Here is a 22,131-nt window from a genome sequence, read left to right as displayed (position 1 = left end):
CCGCGCATGGGGCGATGTCGAGCAGGGACGGGCAGCGTGGACGTGGACGGCGCCGGGGCGGACTACCGCGAGGTCTTCGAGGCGGCAACCGGCCCGGCGGCCGAGGGTGCCGGAGCTCGGGACGCCGAGGGCTGGATCCGGGCGGTGCTCGAGGGGGCGCCCGCGCCGGTGCGGTGGTTCCTGCGGGCCGGCTGGCGGTTCGTGCTGGGCCTGCGGCTCGGGCCGGTATCGTCGCCGCGGCACGTGCTCGGCTGGCCGATCGTGGCGCGCGAACCGGATGTGGTCCGCCTGGCCACGGACTCGCCGCTGGTGTCCGCCGAACTGGTCCTGCGCGTGCGGCCGGCGGCGATCAGCCTCACCACCAGCGTGACCTTCACCCGGCGGGCGGCCCGCCTGCTGTGGGCCGCGGCCCTGCCGCTGCACCGGCTGTCGGTGCCGCGTCTCCTGCGCCGCGCCGTCGCCGCCTCCCCTGCCTCCCCTGCCTCTCCCACCCCGTAGAACGAGTGGTTCCCAGGCGGAACCGCCTGTTGGTGCTTGCGTGGCGGGGGGGTCGGCGGGAGGCTCGTTCGGGAGAATGTTCCGTTCGGCGTGATTGTCACGTCCAGGGGTAGTCCTCGGGTCTCGTCCGAGGTGAGGGTCGACCGCCATGCCGTTCGGCCTGGCTCGAGGGGGTGCGCGGTGGCTGTCCCGTTCCAGGCCGATCCGGACCGGCTGCGGGCTCGGCTCGCCGCCTGGCTCGCCGCGCATGCCGCCGGCGCGGGGGATGGCGGCCCGGCGGGTGCCGACGCGGCGGATGGCGGCTCGGCGAGTGGCGGCCCGGCGGGGACGGCGGGCGTGCGGTGGGAGCTCGGGGAGCCGACCGTGCCGTCGGCGCAGGGGTTCTCCGGGGAGCTGGTGGTGCTGCCGGCGTCGCGGATCGGGCCGGACGGGCGGCGGGTCTCCCGGCCGCTGGTCGTGCGGATGGCGCCGCGGCGGTTCCGGCTCTACCCGTGGGACCGGTTCGCCGAGCAGTGCCGCGTCGCCGAGATCCTCGCCCGCGACACCGACGTTCCGGTGCCGCCGGTGTACGGCCACGAGCTCGACCCGGAGGTGCTCGGCGCGCCGTTCGTCGTCCTCGGCCGGGTCGACGGCGACGTGCCCGCCGACCTCCCGCCGTACCACATGCAGGGTTTCATGATCGAGATGTCGCCGGCCGCGCGGGCCAGGGTCTGGGACGCGGGCCTGGTCGCGATGGCCGGGATCCACCGGCTCGACCCGCAGCGGCTCGGGCTCGGCTTCGCGGGGCAGCCCGAGTACGGCCCGGTCGGAGCGGTCCAGCAGCTCGCCGCCTACGAGCGGCACCTGGAGTTCTTCGCCGTCGACGAGGCCGCGCGGGGCACGGTGGACGACGCGCTGGCCTGGCTGCACGGCCATCCGCCGGCCGAGCGCCATCCCGTCCGGCTGGTGTGGGGGGACGCCCGGATCGGCAACATGATCTTCCAGGGGGAGCGGGTCGCGGCCGTGCTCGACTGGGAGATGGTCTCCCTCGGCCAGCCCGAGACCGACCTCGGCTGGTTCCTGCACCTCGACCGCCACCTCGGCGAGGGCGTCGGGTTGGCGCGGCTGCCCGGCCTGCCGGACCGGGCGGCGACGGTGGCCCGCTACGCCGAGCTCCTCGGCCGGCCGATGGAGAACATGGAGTACTACCTCCTGCTCGCCTCGCTGCGTCACACCCTGCTCGCGGCCCGGGTCACCCGGCTGATCCGCGAGTACGAGCTGCTACCGCCGGACCTCGTGCCGCCGATCGACCAGTTCGCCGCCCGGCTGCTCGCCCGCGTGCTCGACGAGGCCCGCGCCGGCGTGGGCTCGGGGGCCGGCTGACGCCCGGCGTGGCAGTCCGTGCATGGGCTGTCCAGTCTTTGTCAGTCCAGGCTTATCAACCTAGCCTGATGAAATGCCCTCGGACCCCGATGCTCAGCCCGGTGACCAGCGTGTTGTCCAGCCCGATGACCTTCACGATGTTCCTCCAGATGTCCGTCAGATCGCCGTCGCCCTGCGGCTGAGTCTCGGGATGCTCGTGCGCCGGCTGCGCCAGTCTCAGCCGGCGGGGGAGCTGACGATGCCCGAGTCGGCGGCGTTGGCCCGCCTGGACCGGGGCGGGCCGGCCACGGCGGCGGCGCTCGCCCGGCTCGAGCAGATCAGCCCGCAGGCCATGGGCGCCACCCTCGCGGCGCTGGAGGCCCGCGCCCTGGTCGAACGCCGTCGCGACCCGGGCGACGGCCGGCAGGTGATCCTCTCGCCGACCGATGCCGGCCTCGCGGCGCTGCGCAGCCGCCGCGACGCGCGCACCGAGCTGCTCGCCGGGGCGCTCTCGGCCGGGTTCAGCCCGGCCGAACTGGACCAGCTCGCCGCGGCCGCGCCCCTGCTCGAACGCCTCGCGGAGCGCGTCTGATGCCGGCGTCCGACACGGGGACGTCGGGCGCGGGGACGTCCGGCACGGGGACGTCGGGCACGGGGACGTCCGGCGTGGGGACGTCCGTCGGGGCGGCGGGTGCGAACGGCAACTACCGGTGGGTGGTGCTGGCGAACACGACCGCGGCGGTGTTCATGTCCGCGCTCGACGGGTCGATCGTCCTCATCGCGCTGCCGCCGATCTTCCGCGGCATCCACCTGGACCCGTTGGCCCCGGGCAACGTCGGCTACCTGCTCTGGATGATCATGGGCTACCGGCTCGTGCAGGCGGTGCTCGTCGTCGCCCTCGGCCGGCTCGGCGACATGTTCGGCCGGGTCCGGATCTACAACGCCGGGTTCGCGGTCTTCACGCTCGCCTCGATCCTGCTGTCGTTCGACCCGTTCGACGCCGGCCGCGGGGCGCTGTGGCTGATCGGCTGGCGGGTGCTGCAGGCGGTCGGCGGGTCGATGCTCACGGCGAACTCGGCGGCGATCCTCACCGACGCCTTCCCCGCCGAGCAGCGGGGCTTCGCGCTCGGCATCAACCAGGTCGCCTCGCTCGCCGGCCAGTTCGTCGGCCTCGTCGCCGGCGGCCTGCTCGCCGTGCTGGACTGGCGGGCGGTGTTCTGGGTGAACGTGCCGGTCGGCGTGTTCGGGACGGTGTGGGCGTACCGGCGGCTGCGCGAGACCTCCGCGGCGCGCGGCGGCGGCGGCCGGCGTATCGACTGGTGGGGCAACATCACCTTCGCGGTCGGCCTCGCCGCCGTGCTCATCGCCGTCACGGAGGGCCTGCAGCCCTACCGCGGGCACGCGATGGGCTGGACGAACCCGACGGTCGTCGGCCTGCTCGTCGGGGGAGTGGCGCTGCTCGTCGCCTTCGTCGCCGTCGAGCGCCGCCACCCCGAGCCGATGTTCGCGCTCGGCCTGTTCCGGATCAGGGCGTTCACCGCCGGCAACGTCGCCGGCCTCGCCGTGTCCGTCGCCCGCGGCGGCCTGCAGTTCATGCTCATCATCTGGCTGCAGGGGATCTGGCTGCCGCTGCACGGCTACGACTACGAGGACACGCCCCTGTGGGCCGGGATCTACCTGTTGCCGCTGACCGTGGGCATCCTCGTCGCCGGGCCGGTCAGCGGCATCCTGTCCGACCGGTTCGGCGCCCGCGGTCTCGCCAGCGCCGGGATGGCCGTGTTCGCCGGTAGCTTCGTCGGTCTGATGCTGCTGCCCGTCACCTTTTCGTACTGGGCGTTCGCCCTGCTCATCGCGTTGAACGGGATCGGCGGCGGGATGTTCGCCGCCCCGAACTCCTCGGCGATCATGGGTAGCGTGCCGGCGGAGCAGCGCGGCGCCGCCTCGGGGATGCGCGCGACGTTCCAGAACTCCGGCACCGCGCTGTCCATCGGCGTGTTCTTCTCGCTGATGATCGCGGGTCTCGCGGCCACCCTGCCGGACGCGCTGGACGGCGGCCTGCGGGCGCAGGGCGTGCCGGCGGGGATCGCCCACGACGTCGCCGCGTTGCCGCCGGTGTCGTCGCTGTTCGCCACCGTCCTCGGCGTGAACCCGGTCGAGCACCTGCTGTCGGCCGGCGACGGGCTGGCCGCCGTGCCGCCTGCGAACCGGGCGACGCTGACCGGCCGCGAGTTCTTCCCCGAGCTGCTCGCCGGGCCCTTTCACCACGGGCTCGTCATCGTGTTCGCGGTCGCCGCCGGGCTCGGCGTGCTCGCCGGCCTCGCCTCGATGCTGCGCGGGGCGTCGGTGCCGAGCGGGGCGTCGGTGCCGAGCGGGGCGTCGGTGCCGAGCGGGGCGTCGGTGCCGCCGGACCGGGTAGAGATCGGGCGGCAGTCCGAGAGGATCATCGAGGAGGCGCCCGATGCGCATGGCGGTGACGACGCCGACGGGCAACGTCGGCCGGCACGTGGTGGCGATGCTGGTCCGGGCCGGCATCCGGCCGCGCCTGCTGGCCCGTGACCCGGCCGCCGTGGTGGCCGCGTCCGCCGGCGTCGACGCGCTGTGCGATCACTGCCAGAGAACGGCGCGGGTGTGGCCGCCGGGGGCCAGCGCGTCGCCGACGACCTGACCGCGGTTGTTGATCGCCGCCGCGCGGCTCTCGCCGCCACCGAAGTCACCGAGGGCGGTCATCCGGCCGTCGCGCCAGCGGAAGCCGTGACGGTGGCCGTCCGCCGAGGTGCTGTCGCCGATCACGTCCCCGCGATCGTTGATCGCGATCGGCGAGCTGACCGGGCCGCCGAGGGTCCCGAGGTCCCGTGGCTGGCCGAGGTCCCGTGGTCGGCCGAGGTCCCAGCGCACACCGTGGCCGGGCTGGCCATGGGCGTCGGACGTCTGCCCGACGACCTGTCCGGCGTCGTTGACGGCCGTCGCCTGGCTGGTGCGGCCGGGCAGGCTGGCGCCGAGGTCGACCAGGCGCCGGCCGAGCCACACGACCGCATGGCGGGAGCCGGTGGCGGTGTCCGCCCAGCCGACGATGTCCCCGCGGCCGTTGATGTCCGTCGCCCAGGCCGCGCCCCCACCGGGCAGCGTGGGCAGCGCGTCGAGTCGGCCGCCGGCCCAGCGGGCCACGCGGGCGTGGTTGCCGTCCGCGTCGCTGACCCGCACGGCGATCTGGCCGCCGTCGCTGATCGCCACGCCGCCGCTCGACGTTCCGGGCGGGGCGCCCAGGTCAGTGGTCTGGCCGCGCCACCAGCGCACCGCGCGCCTGGTCCCGTCGGGCCCCGGCAGAGCGCCGACGACCTCACCGCGTTCGTTCTGGCCGTCGACCGGAAAGCCGGTATCGACGACGCCGCGCCCGGCGTCGAGCACGAACCCGGTGTTGAGCCTGTCCCGGTGCGGCACGAACCCGGCGATCTGATCACCATTGTTGATCTCGGACGGGCCGGGGGCGCCGTCCGGCAGCGCCACCGACCGCCCCACCGCCCAGCGGAAGCCGTGCAGGTCGTACGACCCGCCGGAAGCGGTCCCGGCGACCACCCCGCGGTCGTTGATCGCCGTCGCGGAGTGGTAGGGCAGGTCGGGCGCGAACCCGAGATCAACCGGCGCGATCGGTCGGTCGGATCCGCCGGCCACCGGCCGCGGCCCCCCGTGCCCGCCGGTCGTGGCCTGCGCCGCCGGCCCCGTCATCGGGTTCGTCGCCAGCACCGCGGCGGCCGCCGCGGCGGCGGAGGCCATGAGGGTACGCACCGAGCGCATCGTCGTCCTCTCCACAGGTCCCGGCCCCACCCCCACGGCCGCATCGTCAGATGCGGGACAGTGTCCAAGGCGCTCCGCCTCCGCCTGTTGTTGACACTCCGTGATGAAGCGTTGACGACCGAGGGCAGGTCGAGACGACCGCCGCGACACGGGTCGACAGCGGTGGCGGACAGCGGTGGACGACAGCGGTGGACGACAGCGGTGGACGACAGCGGTCGTCGACAGTGGTGGTCGGCGGCGGCTGGTCAGTAGATGTCGCGCAGGTAGCGGCGGTCGGTGGTCAGCTGGCGTACGTAGGCGGCGGCGCCGTCGGCGTCGAGGCCGCCGTGCAGGGCGACGATCTCACGCAGCGTCCGGTCGACGTCGGCGGCCATCCGGCTGGCATCGCCGCAGACGTAGACGTGAGCGCCGTCCTGCAACCACGACCACAGCCGGGCGCTGTGCTCGCGCATCCGGTCCTGGACGTAGACCTTCGTCCGCTGGTCGCGGGAGAAGGCGAGGTCCAGGCGGTGCAGCGTGCCGTCCGCCTGCAGCGCGGCGAGCTCGTCGGCGTAGTAGAAGTCGGTGGCCCGGCGCTGCTCGCCGAAGAACAGCCACGTCCGGCCGCGGGCGCCGCGGGCGCGGCGGTCCTGCAGGAACGAGAGGAACGGGGCCACTCCCGTCCCCGGCCCGATCATCACCAGCGGCGTGTCCGGATCGCTCGGCGGTCGGAAGTGGGTCGAGCGCTGTACGAACACCGGCACCGGCACCGGCACCGACCCCGACGCCTCGTCCGGCCCGTCGGCGAGGAACGTGGAGCACACGCCTCCGCGGGTCCGGCCATCCCGGCCGTCGAACCGGACCACCGACACCGTCAGATGCACCTCGTCGGGATGGGCCAGTGGGCTCGACGAGATCGAGTACAGTCGCGGCTGCAGCCGGGACAGCACCCCCGCCCACTCGGCCGCGGTGGCCCGCACGGGAAGCTCGGCGAGCACGTCCGCCGCCTGGCGTCCCCAGCTCCAGCGGGCCAACGCGTCGGAGTTGTCCGGGCGCAGCAGGGTGCGCAGGTCCCGGTCGCCGCTACGGTCGGCGACGAACCGCAGCAAGGCCGGGGTGATCCTGGTGATGTCCAGGTGGCGGCGCAGCGCCGCGCCGAACGGCACCTCACCCACCCCGCCGACGGCCACCGGCTGCGCCGGGTCGGCGCCGGTGCGCTCCAGCCACTCCGCGACGAGGCCGGCACCGTTGACCGGCCAGACGCCGAGGGCGTCGCCGACCTCGTAGGTCAGCGCGGTGCCGGCGGAGCGCAGGGCGAACCGCCGCACCTCCTTCGCCGAGCCGGGTCCGCTGAGCAGCTCGTTGCCGACCAGCGGCACGATGACCGGCGCCGCGCGCGACGGACGGCCGGCAGGACCGGCCGGCACGGTGCTGGCCGGCACGGTGCTGGCCGGTGCTGTGCCGCCCGGTGGTGAGCTGGCCGGTGGTGAGCTGGCCGGTGCCGTGGCCCGAGGGGCGGCGTGGCCGTCGGCGGCGGTGAGCGCGGTGAGCACGGCGTCGAGCCAGCTCGCCGCGTCCTGCTCGTAGTCCGGCTCGCAGTCCGTCCGCGGTGCCAGCCGCACCGCGCCGAGCTCGCCGAGCCGCTCGTCGACGCGCCGGCCGTGGCCGCAGAAGTCCGCATAGCTGGAGTCGCCGAACGCCAGCACCGCGTAGCGCAGGTGGGACAGGCGGGGTGTGTCCGGCGCCGCCAGCGACTCCAGGAACCCCGCGCCGTTGTCGGGCGCCTCGCCGTCGCCGAACGTGCTCGTGATGACGAGCAGGTCGCCGCCGCCGTGCAACTCCTCGGGCGGGCACTCGCCCATGGACCGCACCCGCGCCGTCCAACCGGCGGTGGTGAGCCGCTCGGCGGCGATCGTGACGGCGAAGTCCTCGGCGGTGCCCGTCTGGGACGCCCACAGCACTGTGACCTCCCGCGTCCCCGGTCCCGTTCGACCCTCCGCGTCCGTGACCGTCGGGCCGGCAGGGCACTCCGGACTGGCAGCGCTCTCCGGGTCGGCGGGCACGGAGCCGCCGCGGCGCTGGGCGGGGACGTCGCCCGCGGGGACGTCGCCCACAGGGGCGAGCGGGGGTGAGAGGGTCCGGGAGAACGCCCCGGCGAGCGCGCCGTTGACCCACGCCACCTGCGCGGGGTCGAGTGGAGAACCGAGCGGTAGGACCGGAACCCCGCCCGGTGCCCCCGGGACCGCGTCGCGCAGGGCGGCGACGAAACCCGCGAGATAGCGCCGCTCGTCGTCGCCGAGGGTCGGCGCGGCGATTGCCCGCAGGCCGAACAGCTCCCCGAGCGCCTCCGCTGCGGTCGGCCCGGAACCCGCCGTCGGCGGTGCCGTGGGCTCTGGTGCGCCCGGGTGCGCGCCCGTCGGGATCGGCGCGGTTCGCGTGACCGGGGGAGGGGCGCTCGCCGCGGGGAGATCCGCCGGCGCGTCGGTCGGCGTCTCGGTCGGCGTCTCGGTCGGTGTGGCGGCGACGCGGGTGAGGGTGACCGCGCAGACCTTCAGTTCCGGCTGGAACGAGATCGGGTCGACGGCGTCGGAGGTGACCGCGTTGACGCTGAGATACTCGCCGAACAGGTCGTTCCAGTGGATCGGGGCGAAGCAGTTCCCGGGGAGCACCCGGTCGGACACGACCGCCGGCAGCACCGCCCGTCCGCGCCGGGAGGCGACCTCGACCGCGTCGCCGTCGCCGATCCCGAGGGCCTCGGCGTCGCGCGGATGGATCTCGACGAACGGGCCCGGGTTGAGTCGGTTGAGCTTCGCGACCTTGCCGGTCTTGGTCAGGGTGTGCCACTGGTGCTGGACGCGGCCGGTGTTCAGCACGAACGGGAAATCGTCGTCGGGCAGCTCGGCGGCGGGCAGGTGCGGGCGCGGATGGAACACCGCCCGCCCGGACGGGGTCGCGAACGCCAGGCGCGGCCGCGTCCCGTCGGGCCGTTCGACGAGTCGCTGGCTGACCCCGTCGTTGCGGTACCGGACCGGGTTGCGCGCCGGGCCGTCCGCCGCCGCGGCCGGCCACTGCACCGGCGTCTCGCGCAGCCGGTCGTAGCTGACGCCGCGCAGGTCGTAGCCGGTCAGCGGGTTGTGGAAGGCCTTGATCTCCTCGAAGACCTCCTCGGCGTCGCGGTAGGTGAAGGCGTCGGCGTAGCCCATCTCGGCGGCGACCCGGGCGATGAGCCGCCAGTCCGCCATGGCCTGACCGGGGGGGTCGGCGGCCTGCTGGACCAGGGTCAGGTTCCGCTCCGAATTGATCATGATGCCGGTGCTCTCGGCCCACATCGCGGCGGGCAGCAGCACATCGGCGTAGGCGTTCGTCTCCGTCTCGGCGAACGCGTCCTGGGCGACGACGAACTCGGCCGCCTCCAGTCCCTCGATCACCGTGCGCCGGTTGGCGACCGAGGCCACCGGGTTCGTGCAGATGATCCAGCAGGCCCTGATCTCGCCGGCGGCCATCCGGGCGAACAGGTCGACGGTGCCCCGCCCGGCGTCGGTGCGCAGCGTGCCCGCCGGCAGACCCCACCGTTGCTCGACGAAGGCGCGGTCGTCCGCGGCCACCACCGAACGCTGTCCCGGCAGGCCCGGTCCCATGTAGCCCATCTCCCGCCCGCCCATCGCGTTCGGCTGGCCGGTCAACGAGAACGGGCCCGCGCCCGGCCGGCAGATCGCCCCGGTCGCCAGGTGCAGGTTGCACAGCGCGTTGGTGTTCCAGGTGCCGTGGGTCGACTGGTTCAGGCCCATCGTCCACAGGCTCATCCACGCCTTGGCCGCCCCGATCCACTGCGCCGCCCGGCGGATGTCCGCCGCCGGGATGCCGGTGATCTCCGCGACCCGGTCCGGCGGGTAGTCGGCGAGGAACGCCGGCATCGCCTCCCAGCCCTCGGTGTGCTCGGCGATGAACGCCTCGTCGATGTGCCCGCCCTCGACGAGCAGGTGGAGCAGGCCGTTGAGCAGCGCGAGGTCCGTGCCCGGGTTGATCTGCAGGAACAGGTCGGCCTTGGCGGCCGTCGCGGAGCGCCGGGGGTCGACGACGATGAGCCGGGCACCGGCCCTGACCCGGTCGAGCAGCCGGAGGAACAGGATCGGGTGGCAGTCGGCCATGTTCGCGCCGATGACGAAGAACAGCTCGGCGTGGTCGAAGTCCTCGTACGACCCGGGCGGGCCGTCGGCGCCCAGCGACAGCTTGTAGCCGCTGCCGGCGCTGGCCATGCACAGCCGCGAGTTCGACTCGATCTGGTTGGTGCCGACGAACCCCTTCGCCAGCTTGTTCGCCAGGTACTGCGCCTCCAGCGACATCTGCCCCGAGACGTAGAACGCGACCGCGTCCGGGCCGTGGGTGTCGATGATCCGCCGCAGCTCCCGGGCGACGCGCCTGATGGCGGCGTCCACCTCGACCGCCGACGGCTCGCCCTGCCGGTCGCCGCGGACGAGCGCGCTGGTCAGCCGGCCCGGCGCGGCCAGCATCTCCGCGCTGGTAGCCCCCTTGGTACACAGCCGACCGCGGTTGGCCGGATGCTCACGGTCGCCGGAGACCCTGGCGACGCGGCGCCGGCCGTCCTCGCTCACCTCGACGTCGAGCACCATCCCGCAGCCGACCCCGCAATAGGAACAGACCGACCGCACCTGGCCTGCCAGGCTCTGGCAGGTCGGGGCCGGTTGGGCGGGTGCGGTCACGGGTGGTCCCCTCCCTGACCAGGGATACTCGGACGACGTCCGCACCGACTGTAGGAACGACCGGTTTCGGGGGGATCGCACGCGCCGGCGGCGGCGGTAACGTCGGGCGCACCACGGCTGACAGCCCCCTGTGAGACTCGGGACGCCGGAACAGCGGCGTCCGTACGATGGGCCATCGTGATTCTCGAAGCTGATCGGGTGGCCCACCTGCTCGCCGCGCAGGCCCGCGCGGTGGAACTGTTCGACGAGGTCACCGCGCGGGGCCTGATCGTCCCCGGCCGCGGGGAACGCGAGGTCAGCGACCAGATCCGCGACCTCGCCCACGAGATGTTCGGCGTCGAGCGGCACTGGCACAAACGGATCGTCCGGGCCGGGCCGAACACCCTGTACCCCTACGCCGACAACCCGCCCGACCGGCCGATCGGCGCCGACGATGTCGTCTTCTGCGACTTCGGGCCGGTCTTCGACGGCTGGGAGGCCGACTTCGGCCGCACCTTCGTCCTCGGCGACGACCCGGCCAAGCACCGGCTGCTCGCCGACCTGCCGCAGATCTTCGACGCCGGCCGCCGCTACTTCGAGACCCACCCGGACGTCACCGGCGCCGAGCTGTACGCCGCCGTCGGTCAGCTCGCCGCCGACGCCGGCTGGGCCTACGGCGGCCCGCTCGCCGGCCACCTCGTCGGCGAGTTCCCGCACGCCCGCATCCCCGGCAACAAGATCGATTATTACGTCACCCCCGGCAGCGATCAGCCGATGCGGCGGGCCGACCTCGACGGCCGGCCCTGTCACTGGATCCTGGAGATCCACCTCGTCGACCACGCCGCCGGTTTCGGCGGATTCCACGAGGAACTCCTCGACCTCGGCCACCGGATCGACTGACCCCTCGAACCCGCCGAGCGGAATGCCGCCACCACCCGGCCGGGCGGCGGAGCCGAGAGGAAAGATCGTCCCCGTCCGCCGATCCGCCGATCCGCCGATCCCCTGGGCCGCTGGGCCGTTCCCACGACGGCCCCCCGTCGGTCGACAGATCGAGCGATCCGACGTCATCTGGCTGCGCGGCGGCCGCGGTGACCGATCGCGGCGATGGGCAGAATGGGGAAGTGATCGACGCGCTGTCCTGAGCTGCGCGGCTCGGATCCGGGTGGGGTTCGTCGCGCGTCGGGCCTCGTCCCAGCCGCGGAGGCGGTTCCGCGGAACCGGCCGAGCCTGGGGCCCGGGGTCGGAGCGCGGGCGCACCGTTCGGTTCGGCATCCGGCTGCACGTCATCACCCGCGACAGAGCCGAGGACGGCAACCGTCCCTTCCTCCCCGCCGCCGCCCACTGATCGCCACCGGTCCTCACGTTCGGCGGCGGCGCGGGCGCATCCCGGGCACGGTCAGAGGGGGCGGCAGGCCTGGGTGAGGGTCCAGCCGGCGGCGGGTTCGGCGGCAGGAGCGGGTTCGGCGGCGGGAGCGTGGGCCGAGGCGGGGGCGGCGGCGGGCGAGACACGGCGGTGCAGCAGGGTGGCGGTGAGCGGGGCGACGTCGATGCGCCAGAACACCTCCGGCGGGCAGTGCAGCACCAACAGCAGCACCGCGCGGACGACCGCCGGATGGGTCACGGCGATCACGTTTCCGGCGGTGGCACTCCCCGGTTCGCCGCCCAGCCGCGCCAACCAGTTACCGACCCGGTCGAGCAGATCCAGCCGCGACTCGCCGCCCGGCGGTGTCATCGCCGGGTCCTCATGCCACCGCCGCAGCATGTTCAGGGGCACCTCGTCCAGCCCGCGACCCCGCCAGTCACCCACATCCAGGTCCCGCAGCGCGACGTCGACGCCGGGCACGGTCGCGCTCCCCATGGCGCCCGCGGGCGGGTCGGCGCCGGGAAGGCCCAGCGCCTGAGCGGTCTGGCGGGCGCGGGCGGAACCGTCGGTGAGCACCCGAGCCCGGCCGGGCAGCACGCCGCCCGCCACGGCCCGGGACGCGAGCGCGGCGCGCCGCCGGCCATCGGGGTCGAGGTCCTCGTCGGCCGGGAAGCGGGCGGCCCGCAGCGCCGGCGTCGGTGCCGCACTCACCAGCGCCAGCCGCACGGTGGCGCCGCCTGTCACCACGTCATTTCCTCGCGTCCCTCGGCCGTCGCTCGCACCGGTGACGGTAGCCTGAGAAACACCGGCAGGTCATGGGAGGTCGAGGTCGACGCCGACCAGGGAAACGACGGTGCGGACAGGCCGTGGAGCGAAAAGTGGTCACGGACCGGTGGTTACACCGTCGCACATCCCGTCGCGGGCGCAGCCGTCGCGACGGCAGCCGACGACGAGTCGCCGGACCTGCCGGCGCGACCCGTGGAGTCGTCGGAGCGAGTCACCACCGCGACCCGGCGGACCCGCGCTCCCGGGCGCGCTCGTCCCGGTCGTCCGGGTCGTCCCGGTCGCCGTGCCGGGATCCCGTTCATCGTCCTGGCGGCGTTCGTCGCGCAGTTCCTCGTCGCCGACCGGGTCGCCGTCGCGGTCGCGAAACGGGAGATGGCCAGCCAGATCCGCAGCGGTGCCCTGGCCGACCTGCCGTGCGACACCCCCCCGCCGAGGGTCTCCGACGTCAGCATCGGCGGATTCCCGTTCCTCACCCAGGTGCTGACCGGATCGTTCTCCGACGTCGGCATGACCATGACCGGCCTGGCCACCACCGGCCCCCGCATCGAGCGGATCAGCGCACACGTCCGCGGCGTCCACGTCCCGATCTTCAGGCTCGCCACCGGCGGCGACGGCACCATCCGCATCGACGACATGAGGGCGACGGTCCACCTGACGTACGCCGACCTGAACGCCTTCCTCCACACCCAGCCCGGCCGGGTGCACATCACCCCGGTCGACGGTGGGAGGCGCCTCGAGATCACCGCGACCGCGAACATCCCGCTGCTCGGCGACCAGCAGGTCGGCGGCGTGACCACCTTCGCCGTCCACGACAACAAGGTCACGCTGGTGCCGTCGGAGATCTCGCTGAGCGGACTGTTCAACGTGACGTTGCCGCTCGGCAACCTCGGCAGCTACGTGCCGCAGATCCCGATTCCCGTCGGTGACCTGCCCTTCCACCTGACCGTCACCAACGCCTCGACCGACGCCACGGGTCTGTCGCTCGCCGCGACCGCGACGAACATCGAGGTCTCGACGGCCGACCAGAAGCCCTGCCGCCCCACCGGCCGCTGACCGCGGCCCGGCCGTCAGGGCTTTCTGCCCAGGCCGCCGTGGATGCTGACGGCGGCGTCGGTCAGGTCGGGGACGGCGCCGTCCGGGCGCCAGCGGTGCACCACCTGAATGCCCGGGTCGACCAGTTCCAGGCCGTCGAAGAAGCGGGCGAACTCGGCGCGGGAGCGCTGCTGGGCGGGGATGCCGCGGGCCCGGTAGGTCTCGGTCACCCGCTCCCAGGCCGGGTCGTAGTCGGCGGTGATGTGCGACAGCAGCAGGTAGCTTCCGGAGGGCAGCGCGTCGACGAGCCGGCGGACGATGCCGTCCGGGTCGTCGGCGTCCGGGACGAAGTGCAGGAGTGCGACGAGGGACAGCGCCACCGGTCGGTCGAGGTCCAGGGGGTCGCGCAGTTCGGGCGACGTGAGGATGCGGTCGGTGTCGCGGACGTCGGCGTCCAGGTAGGCGGTGTGTCCCTGCGGGCTGCTGGTCAGCAGGGCGCGGGCGTGCGCGAGCACGATCGGGTCGTTGTCGGTGTAGACCACGCGCGACTCCGGCGCGATGGCCTGGGCGATTTCGTGCAGGTTCGGGGAGGTGGGGATGCCCGTGCCGACGTCGAGAAACTGGCGGATTCCCGCCTCGCCGGCCAGGTAGCGGATCGCGCGTGCCATGAACGCACGGTTCTGCCGGGCGGTGACGCGACCGTTCGGGAACACGGCCAGGGCCTGCTCGGCGGCCAGCCGGTCGGCGGGGAAATTGTCCTTCCCGCCCAGGTAGTAGTCGTACATGCGGGCGGCGTGCGGCCGATCGGTCTTCAGCTCCACCGCGGTGCGCTGCTCCATGAATGCCTTCCACCACTCCTTGTCGTCCCGCTTTGGGGCATCTCGATCCGGGGCGTTCCGGCCACGGTCGGCCCGGTCGGGAAGATCCGTGCTCGGCATCGGTCCAGCTCCTTCGCTATCCGGACGATGCGGCACAAATCATCGTAACGGGTCCATGGTTATCCGTGGGCAGAGAGGTGCGGCCGGTCGCGGAGACGAGCCGGGTGCCGGCATCATCCTTTCCTGTCCGGCGTGTCCCCTCGTCGTCGGCCGCGTCCAGGACCGAGCGGAGGCCACTTCGCCGGTCTTTGCTTCGTCATTGTGGATGAGATCCCCTGCTGTCCCTCGCTTCACGGAAGCGGAAATCATTATTGATTTAACTAATGTTGGGGGAGCGGTCGGGGGTCTCGGCATGGCGCGGACGGGGGGAGCGTGGTCGGGTGGCCCGGTGCGGGGAGCGACGAATGCCGTCCCGGGAAGGGCCGCCGTCGTGGGCCTGGCCGGGCTCCTGGCTGTTACGGCCCTCGCGGGAGTGGCCGCCGTCCGTCGGATGAGATCCATCCCGGCGACGGGCGGTGGACCGCGCCGGCACCTCCGCCCGCCCTGGCCCCGCTGGCCCCGCTGATTCGGCGGGCTCGGGTCCCGGCCGTTCGCGTGATTCCTGCGGCGCCTGCTCGGCGGTGCTGCTGTCGGCGGTGCCGCTGTCGGCGGTGCTGCTGTCGTCGGCTGTCGGGGAGGAGGGCGGGTGCGGGCGGCGTCCGGGCAGCGAGGGCCGGGGGAGCAGTGCCTCGGCGCGCAGGGCGGCGAACAGGACGCGGGGAAGGTCGCGGGTGGTCGGGTAGCAGCCGTAGCGGGGCTGCCAGGTCGGGTCGAACTTGGCGTTGAAGCGGTAGATCGACTCGATCCGGAACCAGCGGGACGCCGCGAGCAGCAGCCGGCGCCACAGCCGCAGGGCGGGGGTCGCGCCCAGCCGTTCCCCGCGGGACAGGGCGGCGCGGAAGGGCGCGAAGGTCAGCGACACCCGGGTGACGCGCAGCCGGTCGGCTTCCCGCAGCAGGGCCACGACCATGAACTCGGTCAGCCCGTTCGCGGCGGCCCGGTCACGGCGCACGGCGTCCAGGGACAGGCCGTCCGGTCCCCAGGGCAGGAAGGTCAGCAGGCCGCGCAGCCGCCCGTCCTGGAACGCCCGGACGACCACGCAGTCGGTGTCCTCGGGCGCCCCGACGCGGCCCAGCGCCATGGAGAAGCCGCGTTCGGTGCGGCAGGAACGCCAGGCCGCCGCCCGGTCCGCCAGCGCCGCTCGCTCGGCCGGGTCCAGATCGGCGGCCCGGTCGATCCGGGCGGTGTAGCCGGCGCGCTCGACCCGGGCCACCGCCTGCCGCACGCCGCGCATCGGCCGCCCGTCCAGGCCGAACGCCGCGCACCGCACGACCGCCTCGTCGCCGAGTTCCAGCACCCGCAGGCCGGCCCGCTGGTAGGCGCGCCCGCCGTCCGGCCCGCAGCCGAGCACCGCCGGAACCCAGGCGTGCGCGGCGGCGAGGTCGAGGAACGGGCCTATCACCCCGGGCCATGCCTCCGGGTCGCCGATCGGGTCGCCGGCGGCGAGCGCGACCCCGCCGACGACCCGGTAACTGATCGCGGCCTTCCCCGACGGCGACCACAGCACGCTGCGGTCGCGGCGCAGCGCCACCTGCCCGCGCGAGTCCCGCCCGCCGTGGCGGGCCAGCAGTGCCCGCAGCGCGGCCTCGTCGGCCCCGGTCAGCGCGGCGACCGGGGCGGCCGGACGCAGCGCGAGGTAGCCGGGGACGGCGACGGTGAGCGCGCCGAGGGCGAGCAGCACCGCCCCGACGAGATCGCCGTCACCCGGGCCGAACCGCACCGGTCCGGTCACCCCGACGAGGCCCGCCAGCACGTGCTCCATCCGCGCCCCGAGGCCGCCGTCGCCGTGGCGGAACCGGATGACGGCGAGCCCGACGACCAGATCCGCGGCGCCCAGCGCGGCGAGGGCGCCGAGGGCCCGCCACCTGGTCCGCGGGTCACCGGCGGCCGGGAAGTGGCGCCGGCAGGCGACCAGCACGGCGAACGGGACGAGGTCGATGGCCGCGGGAACCACCGCCAGGCCGCGGGCGAGGTCCAGCAGCACGGCCGCGCCGGACAGTGCCACCGCCGCGCGCCAGGCCCGGCGTTTACGCCGGCGCAGACCGTGGGCCAGGCCGACGAGCAACAGGCCCACGCCCACGCTGGTGCCCGTGGCAGCCTGCGTCACGATGCCGGGGATCAGCCGGCCGAGCCAGGTCCACCGGGTCGGCCGGTGGCTGATCGCGCCGATGACGTCGACGAGCCCGACGAGGGCGGTCAGCGTCGCGATCAGGGCAGGTCCGGGCAGGCGCCCGCCGGTCGGGGCGGTCGCCGCCGTCCCGTTCTTGCGACGCGTCACGAGGTAGGCGCTCCAAGCTGCGAACCGGGGTCATGGGCGGCCCGGGCGAGGTCCGGGACCGCCGGCACGGTACATCCCCGACGCGCTCGGAGGTCCGGCGGTTCGCCAACTTTTGGGCGCGCCGACGGATCGTCGTCCCCGCGGCGGGACTTTTGCCCGCCTCAGGTGGCCGTTGCGCGGCGGCTGATTCCCGTCGGGAGCGCACGCGCGGGAAAGGGAACGGGCGTGGCGGTCCCCGGCTGATCGAGGGTGTTGTTGGTGGATCCGTCGTCCTTGTCGGGGCTGGTGAGCAGGAGTTCGGCGGTGATGTAGCCGAGGCGCCGACCATCCCGACCGCGGACGACGACGATTCCGCCGGGGTCGCGGGCGAGGGTGCGCCTGACGGCCTCGATCGGGGCGTCAGGTGGCACGAAGTCCGCCGGCCGAATCAGCCCGGTGACGCGCTCGATCGACGGGGAGCCCTGGGCGGCGGCCAGCCGCTGCGCGAGGGCGGTCAGGCCGATGACGCCGACGAGTTCCGAACCCGCCTCCACCGCGGCCACCTGGGCCTCGGCGGTGAACAACCGCTCCAGCGCGGCATGCACGGTCGTCTCGGCGGAGATCACCGGAACGGGAACGTCGATGCGCATGACCTCCGCGGCCGTCCTGGCGGCGGGCCGGTGTAGGCGATCGACCCGCCGGGTCTGCTGATCGATCGGCCGGAGGTCGCGGGCCGGTGGAACCAGCACGAAACGGGAGTTGAACGTACAGGCCGTCCCGAGGGCTGGGACCTCCTCCGCCCACAGGACGGCCAGCGAAGGCCCGTGCCTGTGGGCCCGGAAGGAGCCTGCCCTCAGTGCCCGCGCCCGGAACAGGGACGGTCCCTGGAGATCGACCGTAAGAAACGTCACGGTGGAGTAACGGAACCGCAGGCCGAGATCGTCGCGGACATCCGCATGGGGGTCGATCCCGGCGGGGAGAAGCAGATCGTCCGGGCTGCCCGCGACCGAGGTCCACTCGGGCCGATCCGGTGCGGGGGGCTGCCCACCGAAGCCGCTGGGCCCGGGGGTGCCGGCGGCGGCGTCGGTGGCGGCGTCGGTGGCGGTGGCGTCCGCGGGACGGTTCGCCAGGAGGCGGGCGAGGTGGTCCTCGGCCTCGCCGACGCCGGCGTCGGCGGCGAGGCGCAGCAGCGGCTCGGCCGCGTGGTCGTCGCCGGCCGCGAGATGGTCGAGTGCCTGGGCGTAGACGGCGTCCTCGACGTCGAGGAGATCGGCGAGGCGCTGGATGCGGCGGCGTTCCCGCGGGTCCTCGTCGGCACCCTGCATGATCTGGACGAAAGTCCGCCCGGAATCCCCGCCGGTCGGCTCGGCGGGGTCGGCAAGGGTTCTGAGCAGAGATTCGACGTCCATCAGTTGGTGCCCTCCTCCCGAGTTTCCCCGGAGCCCTCCACGAACTTCCTCAGGTTCTTCTTGGCGTCGCTGAACTGCGACTTCACCGTGCCGACGGAGATCTGGAGCACCTCCGCCGTCTCGGCCTCGCCGAATCCCACCACGACCCGCAGCCAGAGCACCTGCCGTTGTCGTAGTGGGAGGCGGTGGACGAGCGCGAGCGCGGCCTGCCGGCCGTCCGGATCGACCGCACCCTCCACCGGGTCTGGGAGTGCCTGAAGATAGTCGGCCGGATCACCGGGAAGTGATCGGTCGCGCCGCTCCTTCAGGAGCTTCCACGCCAGGCGGCTGGCAATCCGATACCAGTAGGTCCGGACCATCTCCGGGCGGTCGAGACTCGCATACCTGCGGGCCACGATCAGGATGCTGTCCTGGATGACGTCGTCGACGTCGGGTTCCGGGCAGCCGACGGAGAGCAGATACCCGCGAAGCCGGGCGGCGTTGTCGTCGAAGAGTTTCTCCACCTCACTCGGCCACACACTCGGAAAGGACAGGGCCCGAGATCGCTCGGGCAGGCCGCTCACCGCGGCGCTCCGGCTGCCTGGGGCGAAGCGTTGCCGCCGGATTCGTGCGTCGTCGTCATCCTGCTGGGGCCTCCGTTCCCGCTGCTTCGCGGTTGTGCCACTGCCTGCACAGAGCACCGCCGGGCGGGAAAGGTTGGGCCGCGCCGAAAGAAATATTCGGAGACGTCGTAGTCAGATCATCCAACCATGCCCGGCCCGGGTCGCCGGCGCGGCGCCCGAGCCGGGCATACGCACTGGTCAGATGGGCAAACCGGGCAGGTTCGCGACCCACTCCCAGAAGCACCCGGCCGGATAGGCCGCGAAGGCGCCCGCGATTCCCGCGACGACGGCGCCGCCGACGAACCGGACGACCCGGCGCGTCAACCGAACCCCACGACGTTCTGGCCGAGAGGGCCGTTCGGGCAGAGCCGGCCGTTCACGCCGATCTGCCCGAATCGGCCGAGCGGGCCGGTTCGGCGGAACCTGCCCGACCGCAACGGCGGCTGTGGACGGGACTCGGTGCTCCTGCGGACGCGGGGTGGTGACCGGGTGGGCAGCTGCCATGGGCGGACCTCTCCAGGCGGGAACGGGTGCCGGGCCTCGCGACGCTGGCCTGCTGCGTGCCGGACGCGAGAACCGGCGGAGCCGGGCGACGCCTGTGTGTTTCTGCGGCGGGGTCCAGGACGCCCACCGGCTCCATTTCCACAGAGGATTCGTCGGTACCGAAAGGTTGGGTCCGCGTCATGGCGCCCGCGAGATCAGGGAGCGGGGGCGGACCGGTGTCGGTTCATGCGGCGGGATGCGGCGTGGGTCGTCGTGGGTGGGCCAAAGCAGCTGGGCACCTCGCCGCGACGAGACTGACCGGGGTTCGCGGCGAGACTGACCGGGTTCGCGGAGTCGGCGAGTTGCGGCGGAAGGGTTGGGTCGGGTGGTGGGCGAGGGGCGGTCTTCGGGCTGGCGCTTCGGGTGGCTCTGGGCCGCGTTCGCGGTCAGCACCCTCGGCACCTGGCTGGCGTTCGACGCGTTTCCTCTGATCGCGATCCTCGTGCTGCACGCCGGGGCGACCGGGGTGGCGGTGCTTGCGGCGGCGGGGCCGGCGGTGGGGGCGCTGGTGGCGGTGCCGCTCGGCCCCTGGGTCGAGTTCCGCCGCAGGCGGCCGGTGATGGTGGCGATGGACCTGACCCGGTTCGTCGCGGTGTTGAGCGTCCCCGTCGCGTTCGCGCTCGGCTGGCTCACCTTCGCGCAGCTCGTCGTCGTGTCGATCACGGTCGCCGCGGCCGACATCGCCTTCACGGCCGCCGCCGGCGCCTACGTCAAGGCACTCCTGCGGGGCGACGCCCTGCTCGTCGCGAACGCCCGACTGGAGTCCACGACCTGGACCGCCACCATCGTCGGGCCGCCGCTCGGCGGGGCCGCGATCGGCCTGTTCGGACCGGTGGCGACCGTGCTCGCCGACGCGATCAGCTACCTGCTCTCGGCGGCGGGACTGCGCGCGATCGGCGCGATCGGCGCGATCGGTAGGGGCGGCGCGATCGGCGGGGGCGGTGCGGTCGGGGGGAGCGGGCAGCGCGCCGCGCCGGGCGGCAGGCCGAAGGCCCGGATGCGCGACCTCACCGAGGGGTGGCGGCACATTCTGAACCACCCGGCGCTGCGGCCCCTGTTCGTCAACACGGTTCTGGTCAACGGACTGATCATGGCGACGTCGCCGCTGGTCGCCGTCCTTATGCTCGGCCGTCTCGGCTTCGCGCCGTGGCAGTACGGCCTGGCGTTCGGTGTGCCGTGCGTGGGCGGCCTCGTCGGCGCTCGGCTGGCCCGACCCCTCGTCGCGCGGCACGGCAGGCACCGGGTCCTGCTCGTCGCCGGCACGCTGCGGGCGTGCTGGTCGCTCGGGTTGGCCTTCATCCGCCCCGGCACGGCCGGGATCGTGCTCGTGTTCGCCGTCCAGTTCGGCCTGGTCGCCTGCATGGGCGTGTTCAATCCCGTGTTCGCCACCTACCGGCTCGACCAGACCGACCCCGGGCGCGTCGCCCGGACGCTGTCGGCCTGGTCGGTCAGCAGCAAGGCCGCCATCGCAGTCCTGACGGCGCTGTGGGGCCTGCTGGCCGGCCTCACCAGCCCGCGGATCGCGCTCGCGGCCGCCGGCCTGCTCCTGCTGGCGACCCCCCTGATCCTCCCGCGGCGCGCCCTGACCCCGCAGCCCGAGCCCGGACCGGTCGCCGCGTTGCTACCGGAGGCCGGCCCCGGTGGGGGGTAGCGGCCGCGCGGCGGCGCGGGCGCGTTCGATGTCGTTGATGTGGGTCTCGGTCCAGCGGCGCAGGGCGGTGATCGGTTCGGCGAGGCTGTGGCCGAGGGGGGTGAGCGTGTAGTCGACGTGCGGGGGGCTGGTGGGGTGGACGGTGCGGGTGACGAAGCCGTCCGTCTCCAGGGCGCGCAGGGTCTGGGTGAGCATCTTCTGCGAGACGCCCTCGATGCGGCGGGCGAGCTCGGTGTAGCGCATGGTGCCGTCGCTCAGCAGCGCGTCGACGATCAGTACCGTCCACTTGCCGGCGATGTGGTCGAGCACCTGGCGGGTCGGGCACTTGGCGCAGAAGGCGTCCGCGGGCAGGCCCGAGGACTCGACCACGGTGCGGTCATCCATGCAGGGGAGAGTAGCGCACCAACAAGTGCCTTCTTCCGAAAAGAGAGTGACTCCCCGACAGTGAGTGCCATGACGCAGCTTCTGCCACCCGGACCCGCCGCCGGTCTCGGGACGCCTGCCCGGCCGACCCTGTCGGTCGCCGACGCGATCCGGACCCGCCGCACGGTCCGCCACTACCGGCCCGACCCGATCCCGGCCGCCACGCTCGACGCCCTGCTCGCCCTGGCCATCGAGGCACCCACGTCCTGGAACCTGCAGGACCGCTCGATCGTCGTCGTCAGCGACGAGACGGGCCGGGAGGGTCTCGTGCGCGCCACCGGCGGGCAGCCGCAGCCGGCCGAGGCCCCGGTCGTCCTCGTCGTCGTCGCGCAGCCGCAGGCCTGGCGCGCCGACCGGGCCGACATCTACGAGCAGGCCCGCGAGGCGGGCGCCTGGTCGGACGACTTCATCGCCATGTTCGCCGCCGCGTCCGACGACTTCCAGCGCGACCTGGACCGGCGCGGCCTGCTGCGCGAGTACGCAATCAAGGATGCGATGATCGCCGCGACCTATGTCCTGCTCGCCGCCACCGAGCTGGGCCTGGCCAGCTCGCCGATGAACGGCTGGGACGAGGCCGCCGTGAAGGAGACGATCGGCATCGCCGACCGCGACGACCTGGCCATCGCCCTGCTGGTCGCCGTCGGTTATCCCGCCGAGGAACGCCGCCACCCCGGACGCCGTCCCGTCGACCACAACGTCTTCCACCAGCGTTACGGGCGCTCTGCCGAATCTGAGGTTCGGTTCCCGGCGAGAACCTGAGGCGACGGTCAGGGAAGGA

Annotated in this window: 17 protein-coding genes; 8 read left to right on the top strand and 9 right to left on the bottom strand. The window is 73.8% G+C overall.

The genetic code is table 11. The annotated features are described in order from the left end of the window. The first annotated feature begins 36 nt into the window (after nucleotides 1–36). The 4 genes from FRAAL_RS23245 (at nucleotide 37) to FRAAL_RS23230 (ending at nucleotide 4,395) form a co-directional block, all read left to right on the top strand. The gene (locus FRAAL_RS23245) at nucleotides 37–498 is read left to right on the top strand and encodes a DUF2867 domain-containing protein (RefSeq protein WP_050997227.1); all 462 of its coding nucleotides are present in this window, start codon (nucleotides 37–39) and stop codon (nucleotides 496–498) included. A gap of 180 nt (nucleotides 499–678) precedes the next feature. Beyond that, a complete protein-coding gene (locus FRAAL_RS23240; RefSeq protein ID WP_011606416.1) occupies nucleotides 679–1,860 on the top strand; it encodes a phosphotransferase family protein in 1,182 nt (393 codons plus the stop codon). Between the two features lie 73 nt (nucleotides 1,861–1,933). Beyond that, nucleotides 1,934–2,431, top strand: coding sequence for a MarR family winged helix-turn-helix transcriptional regulator (locus FRAAL_RS23235; RefSeq protein WP_231861217.1), 498 nt, complete (start codon nucleotides 1,934–1,936; stop codon nucleotides 2,429–2,431). Next, on the top strand, nucleotides 2,431–4,395 hold the full coding sequence (locus FRAAL_RS23230) for an MFS transporter (protein WP_011606413.1): 1,965 nt from the start codon (nucleotides 2,431–2,433) through the stop codon (nucleotides 4,393–4,395). Before FRAAL_RS23235 ends, FRAAL_RS23230 begins: the two co-directional genes overlap by 1 nt. 48 nt (nucleotides 4,396–4,443) lie before the next feature. Here FRAAL_RS23230 and FRAAL_RS30655 read toward each other — a convergent pair whose 3' ends face one another. After that, nucleotides 4,444–5,622 carry a hypothetical protein gene (locus FRAAL_RS30655; protein WP_157892196.1) on the bottom strand — a complete coding sequence of 393 codons (1,179 nt, stop codon included), beginning with the start codon at nucleotides 5,620–5,622 and terminating at the stop codon, nucleotides 4,444–4,446. Nucleotides 5,623–5,876: 254 nt separating this feature from the next. Continuing rightward, nucleotides 5,877–10,241 (bottom strand): molybdopterin-dependent oxidoreductase, encoded by a 4,365-nt coding sequence (locus FRAAL_RS23220; RefSeq protein WP_197537221.1) that lies wholly within the window; start codon nucleotides 10,239–10,241, stop codon nucleotides 5,877–5,879. Between the two features lie 267 nt (nucleotides 10,242–10,508). Here FRAAL_RS23220 and FRAAL_RS23215 point away from each other — a divergent pair, with 267 nt between their 5' ends. Then, complete coding sequence (locus tag FRAAL_RS23215; RefSeq protein WP_011606409.1) at nucleotides 10,509–11,210, top strand: M24 family metallopeptidase; 702 nt, start codon at nucleotides 10,509–10,511, stop codon at nucleotides 11,208–11,210. A 496-nt stretch (nucleotides 11,211–11,706) separates the two neighbouring features. Here FRAAL_RS23215 and FRAAL_RS23205 read toward each other — a convergent pair whose 3' ends face one another. Continuing rightward, nucleotides 11,707–12,420 (bottom strand): histidine phosphatase family protein, encoded by a 714-nt coding sequence (locus FRAAL_RS23205; RefSeq protein ID WP_011606407.1) that lies wholly within the window; start codon nucleotides 12,418–12,420, stop codon nucleotides 11,707–11,709. A 231-nt stretch (nucleotides 12,421–12,651) separates the two neighbouring features. On the opposite strand from FRAAL_RS23205, the gene FRAAL_RS23200 reads away from it, so the two are divergent. Then, on the top strand, nucleotides 12,652–13,512 hold the full coding sequence (locus FRAAL_RS23200) for an LmeA family phospholipid-binding protein (protein ID WP_011606406.1): 861 nt from the start codon (nucleotides 12,652–12,654) through the stop codon (nucleotides 13,510–13,512). 14 nt (nucleotides 13,513–13,526) lie between these two features. Here the strand turns inward: FRAAL_RS23200 and FRAAL_RS23195 are convergent, their stop codons facing one another. The 5 genes from FRAAL_RS23195 to FRAAL_RS35625 all read right to left on the bottom strand — a co-directional run bounded on the left by FRAAL_RS23195 (nucleotide 13,527) and on the right by FRAAL_RS35625 (nucleotide 19,060). After that, nucleotides 13,527–14,429: an SAM-dependent methyltransferase gene (locus FRAAL_RS23195; protein WP_083866896.1), complete on the bottom strand. Its 903-nt coding sequence runs from the start codon at nucleotides 14,427–14,429 to the stop codon at nucleotides 13,527–13,529. 256 nt (nucleotides 14,430–14,685) lie between these two features. Further along, nucleotides 14,686–16,746, bottom strand: a complete 2,061-nt coding sequence (locus FRAAL_RS23190; RefSeq protein WP_011606404.1) for a phosphatidylglycerol lysyltransferase domain-containing protein — start codon at nucleotides 16,744–16,746, stop codon at nucleotides 14,686–14,688. Nucleotides 16,747–16,907: 161 nt separating this feature from the next. Then, the gene (locus FRAAL_RS23185) at nucleotides 16,908–18,134 is read right to left on the bottom strand and encodes a hypothetical protein (RefSeq protein WP_011606403.1); all 1,227 of its coding nucleotides are present in this window, start codon (nucleotides 18,132–18,134) and stop codon (nucleotides 16,908–16,910) included. Beyond that, entirely contained in the window at nucleotides 18,134–18,697 is a 564-nt protein-coding gene (locus FRAAL_RS23180) for an RNA polymerase sigma factor (RefSeq protein WP_011606402.1), read from the bottom strand. Before FRAAL_RS23180 ends, FRAAL_RS23185 begins: the two co-directional genes overlap by 1 nt. Before the next feature lie 237 nt (nucleotides 18,698–18,934). Next, complete coding sequence (locus tag FRAAL_RS35625; protein WP_256788595.1) at nucleotides 18,935–19,060, bottom strand: hypothetical protein; 126 nt, start codon at nucleotides 19,058–19,060, stop codon at nucleotides 18,935–18,937. A gap of 535 nt (nucleotides 19,061–19,595) precedes the next feature. On the opposite strand from FRAAL_RS35625, the gene FRAAL_RS23175 reads away from it, so the two are divergent. Beyond that, a complete protein-coding gene (locus tag FRAAL_RS23175) occupies nucleotides 19,596–20,930 on the top strand; it encodes an MFS transporter (RefSeq protein ID WP_011606400.1) in 1,335 nt (444 codons plus the stop codon). On the opposite strand, the gene FRAAL_RS23170 is transcribed toward FRAAL_RS23175, so the two are convergent. Beyond that, complete coding sequence (locus FRAAL_RS23170; RefSeq protein ID WP_041939676.1) at nucleotides 20,901–21,314, bottom strand: winged helix-turn-helix transcriptional regulator; 414 nt, start codon at nucleotides 21,312–21,314, stop codon at nucleotides 20,901–20,903. The two genes, FRAAL_RS23175 and FRAAL_RS23170, sit on opposite strands and share 30 nt — an antisense overlap. A gap of 69 nt (nucleotides 21,315–21,383) precedes the next feature. On the opposite strand from FRAAL_RS23170, the gene FRAAL_RS23165 reads away from it, so the two are divergent. Beyond that, nucleotides 21,384–22,112, top strand: a complete 729-nt coding sequence (locus tag FRAAL_RS23165; protein WP_011606553.1) for a nitroreductase family protein — start codon at nucleotides 21,384–21,386, stop codon at nucleotides 22,110–22,112. Nucleotides 22,113–22,131: the final 19 nt, after the last annotated feature.

The organism is Frankia alni ACN14a (assembly GCF_000058485.1).
Lineage (GTDB): Bacteria > Actinomycetota > Actinomycetes > Frankiales > Frankiaceae > Frankia > Frankia alni.
Note: the sequence above shows the minus strand (reverse complement) of the source record. Positions and strands in the feature narration are given on the sequence as shown.